Source organism: Klebsiella sp. C360 (assembly GCF_048822415.1).
Lineage (GTDB): Bacteria > Pseudomonadota > Gammaproteobacteria > Enterobacterales > Enterobacteriaceae > Klebsiella > Klebsiella quasipneumoniae.
The window spans coordinates 89144-106426 of the sequence record NZ_JBMEZZ010000012.1; the positions used below are offsets into that span (position 1 = coordinate 89144).

General features: G+C 59.6%; 17 protein-coding genes. 7 read left to right on the top strand and 10 right to left on the bottom strand.

Annotated elements, in window-relative coordinates; genetic code table 11:
- Nucleotides 1–63 precede the first annotated feature (63 nt).
- The 4 genes from ACOI7D_RS23290 to ACOI7D_RS23305 all read left to right on the top strand — a co-directional run bounded on the left by ACOI7D_RS23290 (nucleotide 64) and on the right by ACOI7D_RS23305 (nucleotide 3742).
- Nucleotides 64–1218, top strand: coding sequence for a lactonase family protein (locus ACOI7D_RS23290; RefSeq protein ID WP_109546717.1), 1155 nt, complete (start codon nucleotides 64–66; stop codon nucleotides 1216–1218).
- A 22-nt stretch (nucleotides 1219–1240) separates the two neighbouring features.
- On the top strand, nucleotides 1241–3151 hold the full coding sequence (locus tag ACOI7D_RS23295; protein WP_109546716.1) for a BglG family transcription antiterminator: 1911 nt from the start codon (nucleotides 1241–1243) through the stop codon (nucleotides 3149–3151).
- Nucleotides 3152–3228: 77 nt separating this feature from the next.
- A complete protein-coding gene (locus ACOI7D_RS23300; protein WP_023319595.1) occupies nucleotides 3229–3471 on the top strand; it encodes a type II toxin-antitoxin system RelB/DinJ family antitoxin in 243 nt (80 codons plus the stop codon).
- Nucleotides 3461–3742: a type II toxin-antitoxin system RelE family toxin gene (locus ACOI7D_RS23305; protein ID WP_109546715.1), complete on the top strand. Its 282-nt coding sequence runs from the start codon at nucleotides 3461–3463 to the stop codon at nucleotides 3740–3742. The genes ACOI7D_RS23300 and ACOI7D_RS23305 overlap by 11 nt, the downstream gene beginning before the upstream one ends.
- A gap of 3 nt (nucleotides 3743–3745) precedes the next feature.
- Here ACOI7D_RS23305 and nrdG read toward each other — a convergent pair whose 3' ends face one another.
- The 5 genes from nrdG to treR all read right to left on the bottom strand — a co-directional run bounded on the left by nrdG (nucleotide 3746) and on the right by treR (nucleotide 11333).
- Nucleotides 3746–4210: an anaerobic ribonucleoside-triphosphate reductase-activating protein gene (gene nrdG, locus ACOI7D_RS23310; RefSeq protein ID WP_109546714.1), complete on the bottom strand. Its 465-nt coding sequence runs from the start codon at nucleotides 4208–4210 to the stop codon at nucleotides 3746–3748.
- Between the two features lie 395 nt (nucleotides 4211–4605).
- Nucleotides 4606–6744, bottom strand: a complete 2139-nt coding sequence (gene nrdD, locus ACOI7D_RS23315) for an anaerobic ribonucleoside-triphosphate reductase (protein WP_004206513.1) — start codon at nucleotides 6742–6744, stop codon at nucleotides 4606–4608.
- A 385-nt stretch (nucleotides 6745–7129) separates the two neighbouring features.
- Nucleotides 7130–8785, bottom strand: a complete 1656-nt coding sequence (gene treC, locus ACOI7D_RS23320) for an alpha,alpha-phosphotrehalase (protein ID WP_072422313.1) — start codon at nucleotides 8783–8785, stop codon at nucleotides 7130–7132.
- Between the two features lie 51 nt (nucleotides 8786–8836).
- Entirely contained in the window at nucleotides 8837–10255 is a 1419-nt protein-coding gene (gene treB, locus ACOI7D_RS23325; protein ID WP_023291762.1) for a PTS trehalose transporter subunit IIBC, read from the bottom strand.
- A gap of 130 nt (nucleotides 10256–10385) precedes the next feature.
- Nucleotides 10386–11333 (bottom strand): trehalose operon repressor TreR, encoded by a 948-nt coding sequence (treR, locus tag ACOI7D_RS23330; protein ID WP_004206520.1) that lies wholly within the window; start codon nucleotides 11331–11333, stop codon nucleotides 10386–10388.
- 180 nt (nucleotides 11334–11513) lie between these two features.
- On the opposite strand from treR, the gene mgtL reads away from it, so the two are divergent.
- Nucleotides 11514–11567: a mgtA regulatory leader peptide MgtL gene (mgtL, locus tag ACOI7D_RS23335; RefSeq protein WP_219340445.1), complete on the top strand. Its 54-nt coding sequence runs from the start codon at nucleotides 11514–11516 to the stop codon at nucleotides 11565–11567.
- Nucleotides 11568–11712: 145 nt separating this feature from the next.
- Nucleotides 11713–14421, top strand: coding sequence for a magnesium-translocating P-type ATPase (gene mgtA / locus ACOI7D_RS23340; protein ID WP_109546713.1), 2709 nt, complete (start codon nucleotides 11713–11715; stop codon nucleotides 14419–14421).
- 73 nt (nucleotides 14422–14494) lie between these two features.
- Here mgtA and ridA read toward each other — a convergent pair whose 3' ends face one another.
- From ridA to ACOI7D_RS23365, 5 genes are all read right to left on the bottom strand, one after another.
- A complete protein-coding gene (gene ridA, locus ACOI7D_RS23345) occupies nucleotides 14495–14881 on the bottom strand; it encodes a 2-iminobutanoate/2-iminopropanoate deaminase (RefSeq protein ID WP_002886926.1) in 387 nt (128 codons plus the stop codon).
- Nucleotides 14882–15034: 153 nt separating this feature from the next.
- Nucleotides 15035–15496, bottom strand: a complete 462-nt coding sequence (gene pyrI / locus ACOI7D_RS23350; RefSeq protein ID WP_002886927.1) for an aspartate carbamoyltransferase regulatory subunit — start codon at nucleotides 15494–15496, stop codon at nucleotides 15035–15037.
- Between the two features lie 13 nt (nucleotides 15497–15509).
- Nucleotides 15510–16445 (bottom strand): aspartate carbamoyltransferase, encoded by a 936-nt coding sequence (pyrB, locus tag ACOI7D_RS23355; protein ID WP_004206522.1) that lies wholly within the window; start codon nucleotides 16443–16445, stop codon nucleotides 15510–15512.
- Nucleotides 16446–16447: 2 nt separating this feature from the next.
- Entirely contained in the window at nucleotides 16448–16507 is a 60-nt protein-coding gene (locus ACOI7D_RS23360) for a pyrBI operon leader peptide (RefSeq protein ID WP_227650304.1), read from the bottom strand.
- Nucleotides 16482–16586, bottom strand: a complete 105-nt coding sequence (locus ACOI7D_RS23365; protein ID WP_002886930.1) for a pyrBI operon leader peptide — start codon at nucleotides 16584–16586, stop codon at nucleotides 16482–16484. The genes ACOI7D_RS23360 and ACOI7D_RS23365 overlap by 26 nt, the downstream gene beginning before the upstream one ends.
- A 194-nt stretch (nucleotides 16587–16780) precedes the next feature.
- Here ACOI7D_RS23365 and ACOI7D_RS23370 point away from each other — a divergent pair, with 194 nt between their 5' ends.
- Nucleotides 16781–17233 carry a YhcH/YjgK/YiaL family protein gene (locus tag ACOI7D_RS23370; protein ID WP_060592115.1) on the top strand — a complete coding sequence of 151 codons (453 nt, stop codon included), beginning with the start codon at nucleotides 16781–16783 and terminating at the stop codon, nucleotides 17231–17233.
- Nucleotides 17234–17283: the final 50 nt, after the last annotated feature.

Sequence of the window (17283 nt, forward strand, 5' to 3'; positions counted from 1 at the left end):
CCTTGCCCCTCGCCCTCAAAGGGTGAGGGGCAGCTTATCCCACTGAACCATCAAGGAGTTGCTATGCCTGTCGCTCGTCATCTGCTTGTCGCTTCACTGTCCCTGTTTGCTGCCGCCGCCGGCGCCGCGCAAACTCACTATGCCTGGGTAGGCACCTATAATCCCAATGGCGAAGGTCTGTACCGCTTTACCGTTGATAGCCAAACCGGCGCGCTACGTGACAGGACGCTGGTGAGCTCGTTGCCGAACGCCGCGCAGCTGACCGTCTCGCGCGATGGCAAGACGCTGTATGCCGCCAGCGAAGTGGAGAAAGGCGTGGTGCAGGCGTGGCGCATTGAGAAGAACGGTGAGCTGACCGCACTCAATCAGGTCGCCTCCGGCGGCGCCGGGCCGGTTTATCTCTCCCTGACGCCAAACGGTAAACAGCTGCTGGTGGCCAACTACGTCAGCGGCAGCATCGCCGTGCTACCGGTCAAAGAAGATGGTAGCCTGGGTGAGGCGGTGGACAGGCATCAGGATGAAGGCCCGGCAGGGGCCGAACGCCCGGCGGCGGCCGTCGAGGGCAGTTTCGCCATCAGCGATCACAATGGCCCGCACGCCCATATGATCGCCGCCGATCCCAGCGGAAAATACGTTTACTCTACCGATCTGGGGCTGGATCGGATCTATCAGTACCGGCTGGATAGCGCCAGCGGCAAGCTGACGCCGAACGATCCGCCATTTATCGCCGCTTCGTCGCCGGGCGCCGGCCCGCGCCACTTCGTCTTCACGCCAAAGGGCGACGGCCTGTGGCTGATTAACGAAGAAGCGTCGACGCTGACCTTCTATCATCTGGATAAGCAAAGCGGCCTGCTGCGCGAAGGCAAAACCGTCTCCGCGCTGCCGAAAGAGTATAAGGGCACCAGCTTTGCCGCCGGTCTGGCGCTGAGCAACGACGGCAAACAGCTATACGTCGCCAACCGTCTGCATAACAGCATCGCCCACTTTACGGTGCAGGCCGATGGCCGCCTGAGCCACCAGGAGGATATCTGGACGCGCGGAGATTACCCCCGCACGCTGACCCTGGATACTCAGGGGCAGTGGCTGTACGTCATGAACCAGCGTAGCGATAATATTACCCGCTTCAGCGTGGCGCCGAAGGATGGCAAATTGACCTTTGTCTCAGACTACACGCCGGTCGGCAGCCCATCGCAGATGGTGATATCCGCCCAACCCTGAGCCGTAACCACAAGGAACTGACATGCGATTTCCTAACCAACGCTTAGCGCAACTCTTCACCCTGCTGCGGAATGAAACGCTGCCGCAGGATGAGCTGGCGCAACGCCTGTCGGTTTCCACCCGTACCGTGCGCGCCGATATTACCGCCCTGAATGCGCTACTGGCGCAGTATGGCGCGCAGTTTATCCTCAACCGCGGCAGCGGTTATCAGCTGAAAATTGATAACCCGGCGAGCTTTCAGACGCTGGAGGAGGCGTCGCCGAAGGCGCAGCATGTCCCGCGTACCGCCCAGGATCGCATCACGTTTCTGCTGGTGCGTTTTCTGACGTCGGCGTTCTCCATCAAGCTGGAAGACCTGGCGGATGAGTGGTTCGTCAGCCGCGCCACGCTGCAGAACGATATGGTCGAGGTGCGCGAGCGCTTCCAGCGCTATCAGCTCACCCTTGAAACCCGCCCGCGCCACGGTATGAAGCTGTTTGGCAGCGAGGTATCGGTTCGCGCCTGCCTCACCGACCTGCTGTGGGAGCTGGCCCAGCAGGGCGGTATCGCGCCGCCGATCGGCGCCAAGGCCTTTGCCGCGGAGGTGCCAGCGCTGCTGGAGCCCGTGCTGCAGGAGACGCTCACCCGGCACCATATTCGCCTCACCGACGTCGGCGAGCGCTTTATCTGCCTGTACGGGGCGGTGGTGGTGCGCCGCGTCAGCGAAGGCTACCCGCTGGCGGATTTCAGTGCTGAAGATGTGGCGCAGAACGTCCGTGATGCCGCGCGCGATCTGGCGGGCGAACTGCAGCGGCTGGCCGGTAAACCTTTATCGCCCGCGGAAGAAGAGTGGCTGTGCGTGCATATCGCCGCCCGTCAGGTACAGGACGTGGACCCGGAAACCATCAGCGCCGACGATGACGAAGCGCTGGTCAACTACATCCTGCGCTACATCAACAGCCAGTATAACTACAATCTGCTGGACGATGCCCAGCTGCACGCCGATCTGCTGACCCACATAAAGACCATGATCACCCGCGTACGCTACCAGATCATGATCCCCAATCCGCTGCTGGATAACATCAAACAGCACTACCCGATGGCCTGGGATATGACCCTCGCCGCGGTCTCCAGCTGGGGCAAATACACGCCTTATACCATTAGCGAAAACGAAATCGGTTTTCTGGTGCTGCATATCGGCGTCGGGCTGGAGCGCCACTACAACATCGGCTACCAGCGTCAGCCGCAGGTGCTGCTGGTGTGCGATACCAGCAATGCGATGGTGCGGATGATTGAGGCGATCCTGCAGCGCAAATATCCGCAGCTGGAGATCGCCGCCACTATTTCCCAGCGCGAGTACGAACAGCGGGACGCGATCGAGGCGGATTTTGTTATCTCCACGGTGCGGATCAGCGAAAAAAACAAGCCGGTAGTGACCATCGCGCCGTTCCCCACTGACTATCAACTGGATCAGATCGGCAAGCTGGTGCTGGTGGACCGCACCCGTCCGTGGATGCTGAATAAGTACTTCGATGCCGCCCATTTCCGGGTGATCGACACGCCGATGGATCAGCAAACGCTATTCGCCGAACTGTGTCAGCAGCTGCTGGAGGAAGGCTTCGTCGATGCGGAGTTTCATGCTTCGGTGGTGGAGCGTGAAGCGATCGTCAGCACCATGCTCGGCGACGGTATTGCGCTGCCGCACTCCCTGGGTCTGCTGGCGAAAAAGACGGTGGTCTATACCGTTATCGCTCCGCAGGGCATCGCCTGGGGGGACGAAACCGCTCATCTCATCTTCCTGCTCGCTATCAGCAAGCGCGAGTATGAAGAGGCGATGGCGATCTACGATATTTTCGTGACTTTCCTGCGCGAGCGCGCCATGAGCCGCCTCGCCACGACCCGCAGCTTCGATGAGTTTAAAACGGTGGCGATGGAATGCGTCAGCCGGTTTTGAGAGACGTTTTCCAGATTCGAGTGTAATTCAAATGTAATGCTATAATGCATTACAAAATATCCCTTTCTGGAGGCATAATGGCCACGCTCAACGTTCGGCTGGATGATAAACTCAAAAAAGAGGCTTATGCCGTGCTGGAGAAACTCGATATGACGCCAACGGAGGCGGTACGCCTGCTGTTTCAATACATTGCGGAAAATGGCCGCATGCCGGTGAAAAGTATGACCATCAGCGATGGCGAAGCGGCGTTGTTACGCACCGTTCGCGAGCGGCTGGAAAACCCGCAGCCGGAGGTGAAGGTGAGTCTGGATGACCTATGAACTGGCGTTTGATCCGCGTGCCTGGCGCGAATGGCAGCTTGGCGAGACGGTCAAAAAACAGTTCAAAAATAAGCTCCAGCAGATTGTGCAGAATCCGCGAATTGAGTCGGCCAGGCTGAACGATTTGCCGGATTGCTACAAAATCAAGCTTAAGGCGTCAGGTTATCGGCTGGTGTATCAAGTACGAGATAGTGTGGTGGTGGTTTACGTTATTGCCATTGGCAAAAGAGAGAAAGCGGCCGTTTATCATCAGGCGAATAAACGGCTCTAAACGCTATCGCAAATGATGCACGACCTGGTTGCTGCTGCCGCGCCAGATCAGCGCCGGGTCTTTTAAATCCTGCACAAACTTACCGTCGACCAGCACGTTGATCAGGTTCACCACCTGCATCTGCGCCTCATTCAGCTCTTCCAGCTTATAGCCGGTCCAGACCCAGATATCTTTATCGGGGCATTCGGCGCGCACGCGCTGAACCAGCTTTAAGATCTCCGCGATGTTTTGCGGATGCAGCGGATCGCCGCCGGAGAGTGAAATCCCCTGGCGCTTGATGCGGGTGTCGTTGAGGTCGGCGATGATGCGGTCGGCCATCTCGGTCGTGAAGGGCATGCCGGAATTCACCCTCCAGGTGCTTTTGTTGTAGCAGCCCGGGCACTCATGGACGCAGCCGGAGACAAACAGGGTGCAGCGGGTGCCGGGGCCGTTGACAATATCTACCGGGTAGTACTGATGGTAATTCATTGTTTCCTCTTCTCATTTGCCGATGTAGCGGCGTTGGCTGCGCTCGCTCGCCCGGGTCACTTACTCCAGTAAGCTCCCCGGGACTTACTCGTTTGCCGCCTTGCTACAACGCCAACTGATTTGAGGAAACCCACCTGGCTGTTTGGGATTCCCTCGTTTGCCGCCTTGCTCTGAGGCTAATGGCTTTGCGAAAACGGAGGTGTTGTGCATTTGTAAAGGGAACGGCTCCCGGCGTCGCTGCGCTCGCCCGGGCTACGAAAAGCCGCATACGCGGTTGTAGCCCGGATAAGGCGCTTTGCGCCGCGATCCGGGAACGGCGCCTTAGTGGCCAAACGGCTACGGGGCCGGTCCCCTCTCCCCGTTGGGGAGAGGGGGAGGGGCTAAACCAGCTGGAATTAACCGATCTGCCCGTTGCCCAGATGCTTCACGCGGCGCTTCACTTCTTCCTGCTTGCCGGCGTTGAACGGACGCGCGTCCGGGCTACCGAGGTAGCCGCACACCCGGCGGGTAACGGAAACGCGGGAGGCGTCGTGGTTACCGCATTTCGGGCAGGTAAAACCCTTGCTGGTGCACTCGAACTCGCCGGTGAAACCACACTCGTAGCATTCATCGATCGGCGTATTGGTTCCGTAATACGGCACATGCTGATAGCTGTAATCCCACACGTCCTCCAGCGCCTTCAGGTTGTGCTGGATGTTCGGGTATTCGCCGTAGCAAATGAAGCCCCCGTTGGCCAGCGGCGGATACGGCGCTTCAAAATCGATCTTGTCGTACGGGTTGACCTTCTTCTCCACGTCGAGGTGGAAGCTGTTGGTGTAGTAACCTTTGTCGGTCACCCCTTCCACCACGCCAAACTCGGCGGTATCGAGACGGCAGAAGCGATCGCACAGGTTTTCGCTCGGCGTGCTGTACAGGCTAAAGCCGTAGCCGGTCTCTTCCTTCCACAAATCGACGGCGTCGCGCAGGCGCTGGACGATGGCCACACCCTTCTCGCGCAGCGCCTCGCTGTCGTACATGTGCTGATTGCCGTACAGTGCATTGATGGTTTCATGGATACCGATATAGCCCAGCGAAATCGACGCCCGGCCGTTTTTGAAAATCTCGGAGACGTCGTCGTCGGCTTTCAGTCGCACGCCGCAGGCCCCTTCCATATAGAGGATCGGCGCCACGCGCGCTTTTACCCCTTCCAGGCGGGCAATACGGGTCATCAGCGCTTTGCGCGCCAGCTGCAGGCGCTCGTCCAGCAGCGCCCAGAAGGCGGCTTCGTCGCCTTTCGCTTCCAGGGCGATGCGCGGCAGGTTGAGGCTGATAACGCCGAGGTTATTGCGCCCATCGTGCACCTGCTCGCCGTTCTCGTTTTCCCACACCCCGAGGAAGCTGCGGCAGCCCATCGGCGTTTTAAACGACCCGGTAACCTTCACCACCTGGTCGTAGTTGAGGATATCCGGGTACATGCGCTTGCTGGCGCACTCCAGCGCCAGCTGTTTGATGTCGTAGTTCGGGTCGCCGAACTTATGGTTCAGGCCGTCACGGATCGCGAACACCAGTTTCGGGAACACCGCGGTCTTACGGTTTTTACCGAGGCCGGCAATGCGGTTGCGCAGAATCGACTGCTGGATCAGCCGCGATTCCCAGCTGGTGCCGAGGCCGAATCCGAAGGTGACGAACGGCGTCTGGCCGTTGGCGGTATGCAGCGTGTTAACCTCATACTCCAGCGACTGGAAGGCGTCGTAGCACTCTTTTTCGGTACGGGCGCGGGCATAGCCTTCGGCATCCGGGATCTGCCACTCTTCGGCGATTTTACGATGCTTGTTAAAGCTTTCGCTGACGAACGGCGCCAGCACTTCATCGATACGGTTGATGGTGGTGCCGCCGTAAATATGGCTGGCGACCTGGGCGATGATCTGCGCGGTCACCGCGGTGGCGGTAGAGATAGACTTCGGCGGCTCGATCTCCGCGTTGCCCATCTTAAAGCCCTGGGTCAGCATGCCTTTCAGGTCGATCAGCATGCAGTTAAACATCGGGAAGAAGGGCGAGTAATCGAGGTCATGATAGTGGATCATGCCGCGTTCGTGGGCCATCACCACATCGTGAGGCAGCAGGTGCTGTCGGGCGTAGTGCTTGGCGACGATACCGGCCAGCAGGTCGCGCTGGGTCGGGATGACTTTACTGTCCTTGTTGGCGTTTTCGTTGAGCAGCGCGGAGTTGGTCTGCTCGACGAGGCCGCGGATCTCCTGATTGAGGCGGCCGCGCTTCTCACGCTGGCTATCGCGGTCATGGCGATACTCAATGTAGGCGCGCGCCAGCTGCTTATAGGGGCCGGACATCAGCTGGTTTTCCACGGCGGTCTGGATCTCGTTGATGTCGACCTGGGCGCGGCCCTGCATTTGTTGGCTAACGACTTCTGCGACGGTGGCGCAATAGTCTGCGTCATCGACTCCCGCTGCTTTAGCTGCACGCAGAATTGCTTCCTGAATGCGCTCTGACTTGAACGGCACTTTACAGCCATCACGTTTCATCACATGCGGTGTCATGATCACTCCATATATAGAACAGGTTATCCACAGAGGCGGAGGTTATCCCGAAGGCGCTGTACGCTACGGCTCGTGCTGTTTGCCTTCAGATCCGGCCCGTTTTATCCACATCTCATCACCGCCAGACATCGACAAGATATGGTGACATAATAGACGATTAATACAACATGTAGGGCCGGGACGCATTTTAAGTTCTATATGTAGTGATTTGCATCAAAGATGTTTGCGATTTTATTGACCCAGAACAAGGTAAAAAGGTGAGAGTACGGATGATGGGCGCTGGCGATAAATGTAAATTTATCTGGCTGGAAAATAAGCAAAAATGCCTGGCGTTCGCCACCGGCGCCAGGCATGACCTTCTCATTTCGGGAGGGCAGGGGACACCTTACGCCTGCAGCCACCATACCGCTTCGAACGGCCGCAGCGTCAGCCCGGTTGGGCGGGGCGTGGTCTCGGCATAGTTGCTGATGATCATCTTCCACTCGCCCGGGGCGTCCTCAGGCTGCCAGGCCTGCAGGTCGCGGCTCAGGTTGGCGGCGACCACCAGCGTTTGTCCCTGCCACTGACGGCGATAGCACCACAGCGACGGATGGTCAGGCAGGAGATCCTGATAATCGCCCCAGGTCAGCAGCGGCAGGGTTTTACGCAGCGTAATCAGCTGCTGATAGGCATAAAACACCGAATCAGGGTCCGCCAGCGCCGCCTCGACGTTGATCTCCCGGTAGTTATCGCCAAGGCCGATCCACGGTTCGCCATCGCTAAAGCCACCGTTCTCGCCACCATGCCACGGCATCGGCGTGCGGCTGTTGTCGCGCGACTTGCTGGCAAGGATCGCCAGCAGTTCGTCCGGACTTTGCCCCTGCGCCGCACGTTCGATAAACATATTGTGGCTCTCGACGTCGCGATAATCGCTGATGCTGTTGAAGTGCGGATTGGTCATACCGATCTCTTCGCCCTGATAAATATAGGGCGTGCCCTGCATGCCGTGCAGCACCATCGCCAGCATCTTCGCCGCCGGCACCCGGTACTCGCCTTCGTCGCCAAAGCGCGAGACGATGCGCGGCTGATCGTGATTACACCAGAACAGCGCGTTCCACGCCCGGTTGTGCATCCCCTGCTGCCAGTGGCGGAACAGCGCCTTCAGCGCCACATAGTCCGGGCGGGCGAGGGTCCACTTCTCCCCACCGGGATAATCGACTTTTAAATGGTGGAAGTTAAAGGTCATCGACAGCTCGCGGCCGTCCAGCGCGGCGTACTGCTGGCAGTGTTCCAGCGAGGTGGAAGACATCTCGCCGACGGTCATCAGATGACGCGGCGTGAAGACATCGCGGCTCATCTCCTGCAGGAACTCATGCACCCGCGGGCCGTCGGTGTAGAAGCGGCGGCCATCCCCGTCCGCATCGCCGGGAAAGGCCTGATCTTTCGAGATCAGGTTGACCACGTCGAGGCGCAGGCCGTCAACGCCGCGGTCGGCCCAGAATTCGCAGACCTTTTTCAGCTCGGCGCGCACCGCCGGGTTCTCCCAGTTGAGATCCGCCTGCTCAATGGCGAACAGGTGCAGATAATACTGACCGCTGTCGGCATGCCACTGCCAGGCGTTGCCGCCAAACTTGGAGCGCCAGTTGTTCGGCAGGGCGTCCGGTTCGCCGTCGCGCCAGATATAGAACTGACGGTAGGGGCTCTCCTTATTCAGCGACTGACGGAACCACTCGTGTTCGGTCGAGGTATGGTTCAGCACCATATCCAGCACGATGCGGATCCCGCGGGCCTTCGCTTCCGCCACCAGGGCGTCAAAATCGTCCATCGTGCCGTAGGAGGGATCGATGGCGGTGTAGTTTGCCACGTCGTAGCCGTTATCCACCTGCGGTGAAACGTAGAACGGCGTCAGCCAGATGGCGTCGACCCCAAGCTTTTGCAGATAGTCGAGGCGGGAGGTGACGCCGCGCAGGTCGCCGGTGCCGCTGCCGGTGGTATCCTGAAAACTCTTCGGATAGATTTGATAAATAACGCCGTTTTGCCACCAGTGGGGGAGATGATTCATAGTACTTTCCTGCTGCAACGAGGGGCGCCAAAGGCGCCCCGAAAGAAGAAGTTAGACAATCTGCAAGGTGCCCTGACGGTACTTGCGCTGATACACCACGGTGGTGAGGATAATCGGCACCACCACCGCGATGGCCATCGCCATGGCGTACACCTGCCAGTAGCTCGGCTGGATGGAGAGGATCCCCGGCAGGCCGCCGACGCCGATGCCGTTCGCCAGCACGCCGTTCAGGCCGCACAGCAGGCCGGCGAGGCCGGAGCCGATCATCGCGCACAGCATCGGGAAGCGGTACTTCAGGTTGATACCGTACATTGCCGGCTCGGTGACCCCGAGATAGGCGGAGATCGCCGCCGGTACTGAGATTTCACGTTCATTCTGCTTGCGGCTGGCGATGATGATGCCGACCACCGCCGACGCCTGGGCAATGTTGGACAGCGCAATCAGCGGCCACACTGGGGTTCCGCCCATGCTCTGGATCATCTGCATATCGATGGCGAGGGTGGTCTGATGGACGCCGGTAATCACCAGCGGCGCGTAGAGGAAGCCAAACAGCGCGGCGCCGATCGGCGCGAAGCTGCCGGTTAACAGATGGCGCACTGCGAAGGCTACGCCGTCGCCGATCAGGCGGCCGAACGGACCGATAATGGCGTGCGCGAGGAATACCGCGAGGATCAGCGAGCAGACCGGCACAATGACCAGGTAGAGGTAGTCAGGCACAATGCGCTTGAGGCGCGTCTCGATAAAGCCTAAGGTCAGGCCCGCCAGCAGGGCCGGGATGACTTGCGCCTGGTAGCCGACTTTAGCAATGGTAAACAGGCCGAAGTTCCACACCTCCGGCACCTGCTGGCCGAGGAGATAGGCGTTCATCAGCTGCGGGGACACCAGGGTCACGCCCAGGACGATCCCAAGGATCGGCGTACCGCCCATCTTCTTCACCGCCGACCAGCAGATCCCCACCGGCAGATAGAAGAAGATCGCCTCGCCAATCAGCCACAGGAAGTCATAGATGGTTTTCAGCGACGGGTGCATCTGGGCCAGCGTCTGGCCGTTGCTCATGGGTAAGTCGCCGATGACGTTGCGGAAACCAAGGATCAGACCGCCGCTGATCAGCGCCGGCAGCAGCGGGAAGAAGATCTCGGCGAAGTGCGAGATCAGCTGTTCATGCCACTTCATATTTTGCCGCGCGGCCTGTTTGACCTGCTCTTTATCGGCGGAAGTCTGACCGGTGGTCGCCAGCAGGGCCTTGTAGTAATCACCCACCTCGGTGCCGATGACCACCTGGAACTGGCCGGCGTTAGTGAAGCATCCCTTCACCATGCGCAGCTGCTCAATCTCTTTTGGTCTGGCGATGGCCGGGTCGTTCAGCACAAAGCGCAAACGGGTAATACAGTGGCTGACGGTGGCGATATTGCCGCGCCCGCCCACCAGTTCGATCAGTTTATCGATGTCCTGCTGGTTTACTTTGCTCATGATGAAGCCTCAAAAACAGAGGGGAGAGATGCCGTTTTTACCTTGAGGGCATCCTAACCGTTCCGCTTGATTTGCAAAATGGGAACGTTCCCGAAATCCGGCGACGATCACATAAATCACCCGAACGAGATTAATTGAGGGCGGCGGGAATGACGATCTGGCGGGGATCGACGCTGCCGGCGATCTGCTCGATCAACTGCCGGGCGGCCCGGCGTCCGGACTCGGCATAGCCAGGATCGACGGTCAATATTTCCGGGTGGAGAAACTTCATCAGCGGCGTGCTGCCGACGCTGGCGAGCTGCAGCGCATCGCGGCCCTGCTGCTGGAGATATTTGCTGGCGCCGAGGGCGAGGGTATCGGTGGCGCACACCAGGGCGCTGGTCTCGGCCGTCAGCACGCTGGCGACGGTGTCATACCCCTGCTTCATGCCCAGCCCCGGCAGGGCGGCGGTGGGCGTCAGGCGATGCTTTTTACAGAAGGCGAGGTAGGCGAGATGGCGGCGTTCGCCGGTGGTGACGTCGCTGTGCGGTACGCCAAGGAAGCTGATGTGGCGATGTCCGCGCTCGTAGAGCCGCTGCATCAGCAGCGTGATGGCCCCCTCGTCGTCATAGCACACCGAGGCGAAGCCGGGGGCGTCGCGGGCCATCAGCACCAGGGTGTCGCGCCAGGGAGCGAGCATCGCCTCGTCGATGCCGGTAAAACCGAACAGCACCACGCCGTCAATATTACGCCGGGCGAGCATGCCGAGATGCTCCTCCACCAGCCCAGGGGAGAACTGACTCTCCATCATAATCGGGTCGTAACCCTGCTCATAAAAGGCGGGCAGCATGGTCTGCACGGCGAGGTTTTCCGACAGCGAATCGAGACGGGTGACGATAATCGCCACCACTTTATCGCTCTGGCCGCGCATGGCGCGGGCGGAGCGGGAGGGCGAGAAACCGTGCTGCTGCATCACCGCTTCGACGCGCTCGCGGGTCCGTTCGCTGACCCCGCTCTCGTTGTTGAGGACGCGGGATACCGTTGATTTCCCTACACCGCTTAAGCGCGCGATATCTTTGATGGTCAGCCGGTTCTGCATGCGGAATTCTCGTCAGGGTGGGTAGAAGTGAGCCTAATGCTACTCAACCAAACCGCAATGAGCAAAGTCTGGTTTACGTTCGGTTTAGTTGCGCGGGTTTATCATCGCCATTATTGCCACACAATCCTCAACGAGGGCGCTATAATCCGCGCCGTTTAAATTCACTTACCGGAGATAGTTATGGACCCCGATCCCACTCCTCATCCTCGATGGAGCAACCTTTCTTTCCGGTAAGCCTGTTTAACACTGCTTTACCGGAAAGCGTAAAGCAGTGACGTCCTTGATGTCCCTGCCATAAAAATAACATGCCTGACAGGTAGGTTTTGCTACGCCCGTCGGCAACGCTGCGTTCGCTTGCGCGAGCGCGGAGGGACTGTTTATGCTGAAAAATTATACCCGGCAGCTGTTCGCACAGCTTAGCCGCCATCTGCCACGCCGTTTAGTCCAGCGCGATCCGCTGCCGGACGCCCGCCATCTGGCGAGCGGCCCCATTCCTGAGTCGCTGGGCAAACAGTGCCTGGACGTGGCGGCGATGGACGACCAGGAGATCTGGCGCGCCTTTGACAGCCACCCTGAAGGGCTCAATGAAGGCGAAGTGGCGGCGAAAATCCTTAAACACGGCGACAACCAGATCCCGGCGCAGAAGCCCTCGCCGTGGTGGGTGCATCTGTGGACCTGCTATCGCAACCCGTTCAATCTACTGCTGACGGTGCTCGGCATCGTCTCCTATTCCACCGAAGATCTGTTCGCCGCCGGGGTGATCGCCCTGATGGTGGGGATCTCGACGCTGCTCAACTTCATCCAGGAGGCGCGCTCGACCAAAGCGGCGGATGCGCTGAAGGCGATGGTGAGCAATACCGCCACCGTGCTGCGGGTGGTCAACGAACAGGGGGAGAGCCGCTGGCTGGAGCTGCCTATCGACCAGCTGGTGCCGGGCGACATCATCCGGCTGTCGGCGGGGGACATGATCCCGGCGGACCTGCGTATCCTGCAGGCGCGGGATCTGTTCGTCGCCCAGGCCTCGCTGACCGGCGAATCGCTGCCGGTGGAGAAAGTGGCCCACAGCCGCGATCCGCTGCAGCAGAACCCGCTGGAGTGCGACACCCTGTGCTTTATGGGCACCAACGTGGTGAGCGGCTCGGCGCAGGCCATCGTCTTCGCCACCGGCGGCCACACCTGGTTTGGTCAACTGGCCGGCCGCGTCAGCGAGCAGGAGAGCGAGCCGAACGCCTTCCAGAAAGGCATCAGCCGGGTGAGTATGCTGCTGATCCGCTTTATGCTGGTGATGGCCCCGGTGGTGCTGCTGATCAATGGCTACACCAAAGGCGACTGGTGGGAGGCGGCGCTGTTCGCGCTGTCGGTGGCGGTCGGCCTGACGCCGGAGATGCTGCCGATGATCGTCACCTCGACGCTGGCGCGCGGGGCGGTAAAGCTGTCGAAGCAAAAGGTCATCGTGAAGCACCTCGACGCCATTCAGAACTTTGGCGCGATGGACATCCTCTGCACCGATAAAACCGGCACCCTGACTCAGGATAAGATTGTGCTGGAGAACCATACCGACGTCTCCGGCAAGGTCAGCGAGCGCGTACTGCATGCCGCCTGGCTGAACAGCCACTACCAGACCGGGTTGAAAAATCTGCTCGACACCGCGGTGCTGGAGGGCGTTGAGCTGGAGGCCGCCCGCGGGCTGGCGGCGCGCTGGCAGAAAGTGGATGAGATCCCCTTCGATTTCGAACGCCGCCGCATGTCGGTGGTGGTGAAAGAGGAGGACGCCGCGCATCAGCTGATCTGTAAAGGGGCGCTGCAGGAGATCCTCAACGTCTCAACCCAGGTGCGCTACAACGGCGATATCGTGCCGCTGGACGAGACCATGCTGCGCCGCATTCGCCGGGTCACTGACACCCTCAACCGGCAGGGGCTGCGGGTGGTGGCGGTGGCGACCAAGTACCTGCCGGCCCGCGAAGGCGACTACCAGCGCGCCGATGAGTCGGACCTGATCCTTGAAGGCTACATCGCCTTCCTCGATCCGCCGAAAGAGACCACCGCTCCGGCGCTGAAAGCGTTAAAAGCCAGCGGCATCACGGTGAAGATCCTCACCGGCGACAGCGAGCTGGTGGCGGCGAAGGTGTGCCATGAAGTGGGGCTGGATGCCGGCGAAGTGGTGATTGGCAGCCAGATTGAAGCCATGAGCGACGACGAGCTGGCGGCGCTGGCGAAACGCACCACGCTCTTCGCCCGCCTGGCGCCGCTGCATAAGGAGCGCATCGTGACGCTGCTGAAACGAGAAGGTCACGTGGTGGGCTTTATGGGCGACGGCATCAACGACGCCCCGGCGCTGCGCGCGGCGGACATCGGCATCTCGGTCGACGGCGCGGTGGATATCGCCCGCGAGGCGGCGGATATCATTCTGCTGGAGAAAAGCCTGATGGTGCTGGAGGAAGGGGTGATCGAAGGCCGCCGCACTTTCGCCAACATGCTTAAGTACATCAAAATGACCGCCAGCTCCAACTTCGGCAATGTCTTCAGCGTGCTGGTGGCCAGCGCCTTCCTGCCGTTTCTGCCGATGCTGCCGCTGCACCTGTTGATTCAGAACCTGCTGTACGATGTCTCCCAGGTGGCGATCCCGTTCGATAATGTCGACGATGAACAGATCCGCAAGCCGCAGCGCTGGAACCCGGCCGACCTCGGACGCTTTATGGTCTTCTTCGGCCCGATCAGCTCGATTTTCGATATCCTCACCTTCGGCCTGATGTGGTGGGTGTTCCACGCCAATACCGTGGAGATGCAGACCCTGTTCCAGTCCGGCTGGTTTATTGAAGGGCTGTTGTCGCAAACGCTGATCGTGCACATGATCCGCACCCGGCGCATTCCGTTCGTCCAGAGCCGCGCCGCCTGGCCGCTGTTCGCCATGACCCTGGTGGTGATGGCGGTGGGGATCGCGCTGCCGTTCTCGCCGCTGGCGGGCTATCTGCAGCTGCAGGCCCTGCCGCTGAGCTACTTCCCATGGCTGGTGGCGATCCTGGCGGGCTATATGGTGCTGACCCAAACGGTCAAAGGCTTCTACAGCCGCCGCTACGGCTGGCAGTGAGGGGAAGGTTTGCGGATGATCCACGTAAAAAAGGCAGCCTGCGGGCTGCCTTTTTTCATACCGGAGTTCGCGATCAGCGACGCACGGCGATGGCTTCGATCTCGATCTTCACGTCTTTCGGCAGACGCGCCACTTCAACGCAGGAGCGCGCCGGGAAGGTGGCGTTGTGCTCGGTGAAGAACGCTTCGTATGTGGCGTTAACGGTAGCGAAATCGTTGAGATCTTTGACGAAGACGGTGGTCTTGACGATATCGCCGACGGTGAGGCCTGCGGCTTCAACGATGGCTTTCACGTTGTTCAACGACTGGCGCGCCTGCGCGGATACGTCTTCCGGAACGCTGCCGGTTTTCGGGTCGACCGGGATCTGGCCAGAGGTGATGATCATGCTGCCCAGGTCAACGCCCTGAACGTAGGGGCCAATCGCTGCTGGTGCATTTTCCGTCGCAATAGTTTTGCTCATGTTATCTCCAGATGAACTGAGTAATGTTACGCAAAATCATTCAGGTGGCCGCCAGGCGGTAAGCGCTGTGTCGCCGGGCGCAGACGCCGCCTGAAGGACGAAGCGTAGGGTGGTAGCCATTATAGGGAGGCCTACCACCAATACCAACCGCATTTAGTTGGCCAGCACCACATAATGAGAAAACTCTTTTTCGCAGTATTTACATTTGAGTGCGATGTCATCAGCGCGTTTTTTCACTGCAAAACTGGAAGAAACCGGTTCGGCGTGGCTGATACAGTTGCTGTTCGGGCAGACCAGCACGCTGTCGATGCGATCCGGCAGGCTCGGGCGGGATTTGCCCACCACTTCGTAATCATCAATGCGGTTTACCGTCGCCTGCGGGGCGTACAGCGACAGCTGGTTAACCTGCTCGTCGGTCAGGAAGGTGTTCTCGATTTTAATCAAATCCTTGCGGCCCATCTCGCCGGAGGGCAGGTTCAGGCCGATGGTGATGCGCTGGTCGGTTTCGGTCAGTTTGAACAGGGTGAGCAGCTTAAAGCCGACCTGCGCCGGAATGTGGTCGATCACGGTGCCGCGTTTGATCGCTTCTACCTGCAGTTTATTGTCGTGTGTCATCTCTCATTTCCCCTTACAGTGCCAGCTCGCTATTCAGTACCAGTGCCAGTAACGCCTGGCGGGCGAAGATGCCGTTACCGGCCTGCTGGAAGTACCAGGCGTGCGGCGTTTTATCGACATCGGTGGTGATTTCGTCAATGCGCGGCAGCGGGTGCAGCACCTTCATATTGGCGCGCGCCCCTTCGAGGTCGGCGGCGCGCAGGACGAACTGCGCTTTGACGTTGGCGTATTCCGACGGATCCAGACGCTCTTTCTGCACGCGGGTCATGTAGAGAATATCCACTTCCGCCATCACGTCGTCGATGGCGCTATGCAGGCTCCAGGCGATACCTTTTTCATCCAGCATATCGAGGATGTACTGCGGCATGGCCAGCGCGTCCGGGGCGATAAAGTAGAAGCGGTTGCCGCTGAATTTGGCCAGCGCCTGGGTCAGGGAGTGGACGGTACGGCCATACTTCAGATCGCCGACCATCGCCACGTTGAGGTTTTCGAGGCGGCCCTGGGTCTCCTGAATGGTGAACAGGTCGAGCAGGGTCTGGGTCGGGTGCTGGTTGGCGCCGTCGCCGGCGTTCAGTACCGGCACGCCGCCGGAAAATTCGGTCGCCAGACGGGCGGCGCCCTCCTGCGGATGACGCATCACGATGGCATCAACGTAGGTGCTGATGACGGAGATGGTATCCGCCAGCGTTTCCCCTTTTTTGCCCAGCGAGGTGTTGGCGCTGTCGGAGAAGCCGACCACGCTGGCCCCCAGGCGGTGCATCGAGGTTTCAAAAGAGAGGCGGGTGCGGGTCGAGGCTTCAAAGAAACAGCTGGCGATAACCTTATGCTTCAGCAGCTCGGGTTGTGGATTAGCTTTCAGCTTTGCCGCCGTCGCCAGCACCAGTTCGAGGTCTTCGCGGCTGAGATCGTTTATGGAAATGATATGTTTTTGATATAGCGGGTTAGCCATGCTTATCTCCTGACGCCTGGGCAAAAAAAAAGCCCCTTAAATAAGGGGCTTCGGGAATCCAATGAGCAACGGAAAGAAAAACGGCAGGCCAGCGTCTGCATTGAGACGCGCTAAGACAGAATGTCGTACGCAATTGGCCATGCTTCCTCCCGGCAAAACGACTGGCATTATACGCAGACCGTTATGACGATCAAGCGATTCATTCACAAACAGGTAATCGTTTGCCTGCAGAAAAGTGCGCCAGCGCAAAGAACCGTGAAACTGCACTGGTATGGCAGCGAAGATGGGGGTATAAAACGCAAAAATGAAATGTTGTTTTATATTTGAGGTAAGCGATGATTATTGGCAATATCCACCATCTGCAGCCATGGCTGCCTGCCGCGCTGCGCGAGGCTATCGAACACGTTATCGGCCATGTCAGCGAGGCGACGCCGCTGGGTAAACATGATATCGACGGCAACAACCTGTTTTATCTGATTTCCGAAGACACCACCGAGCCGCAGGCCGCGCGTCGCGCGGAATATCATGCCCGCTATCTCGATATCCAGATTGTGCTCCGCGGCAGCGAGGGGATGACCTTCAGCACCCTGCCGGCAGGAGAGCCGCAGACCGACTGGCTGGCGGAGAAAGACATCGCTTTCCTGGCGGAGGGGGCGCAGGAGCAAACGGTGATCCTTAACGCAGGGGATTTTGTGGTGTTTTATCCCGGCGAAGTGCATAAACCGCTGTGCGCCGTGGGCGCCCCGGCGAAGGTGCGCAAAGCGGTGGTGAAGATGCTGATGGCGTGACAAAGCGCCCTGACGAGCGGTATCCCGGATACGCGCCAAGCGATCCGGGA

Coding starts and splice junctions, on each gene's coding strand:
- ridA (WP_002886926.1), bottom strand. CDS start 14,881: ATGAGCAAAACTATTGCGACGGAAAATGCACCAGCAGCGATTGGCCCC.
- ACOI7D_RS23300 (WP_023319595.1), top strand. CDS start 3,229: ATGGCCACGCTCAACGTTCGGCTGGATGATAAACTCAAAAAAGAGGCT.
- pyrB (WP_004206522.1), bottom strand. CDS start 16,445: ATGGCTAACCCGCTATATCAAAAACATATCATTTCCATAAACGATCTC.
- ACOI7D_RS23370 (WP_060592115.1), top strand. CDS start 16,781: ATGATTATTGGCAATATCCACCATCTGCAGCCATGGCTGCCTGCCGCG.
- ACOI7D_RS23365 (WP_002886930.1), bottom strand. CDS start 16,586: ATGGCCAATTGCGTACGACATTCTGTCTTAGCGCGTCTCAATGCAGAC.
- treB (WP_023291762.1), bottom strand. CDS start 10,255: ATGAGCAAAGTAAACCAGCAGGACATCGATAAACTGATCGAACTGGTG.
- nrdG (WP_109546714.1), bottom strand. CDS start 4,210: ATGAATTACCATCAGTACTACCCGGTAGATATTGTCAACGGCCCCGGC.
- treR (WP_004206520.1), bottom strand. CDS start 11,333: ATGCAGAACCGGCTGACCATCAAAGATATCGCGCGCTTAAGCGGTGTA.
- ACOI7D_RS23295 (WP_109546716.1), top strand. CDS start 1,241: ATGCGATTTCCTAACCAACGCTTAGCGCAACTCTTCACCCTGCTGCGG.
- ACOI7D_RS23290 (WP_109546717.1), top strand. CDS start 64: ATGCCTGTCGCTCGTCATCTGCTTGTCGCTTCACTGTCCCTGTTTGCT.
- mgtA (WP_109546713.1), top strand. CDS start 11,713: ATGCTGAAAAATTATACCCGGCAGCTGTTCGCACAGCTTAGCCGCCAT.
- treC (WP_072422313.1), bottom strand. CDS start 8,785: ATGAATCATCTCCCCCACTGGTGGCAAAACGGCGTTATTTATCAAATC.
- nrdD (WP_004206513.1), bottom strand. CDS start 6,744: ATGACACCGCATGTGATGAAACGTGATGGCTGTAAAGTGCCGTTCAAG.
- ACOI7D_RS23305 (WP_109546715.1), top strand. CDS start 3,461: ATGACCTATGAACTGGCGTTTGATCCGCGTGCCTGGCGCGAATGGCAG.
- pyrI (WP_002886927.1), bottom strand. CDS start 15,496: ATGACACACGACAATAAACTGCAGGTAGAAGCGATCAAACGCGGCACC.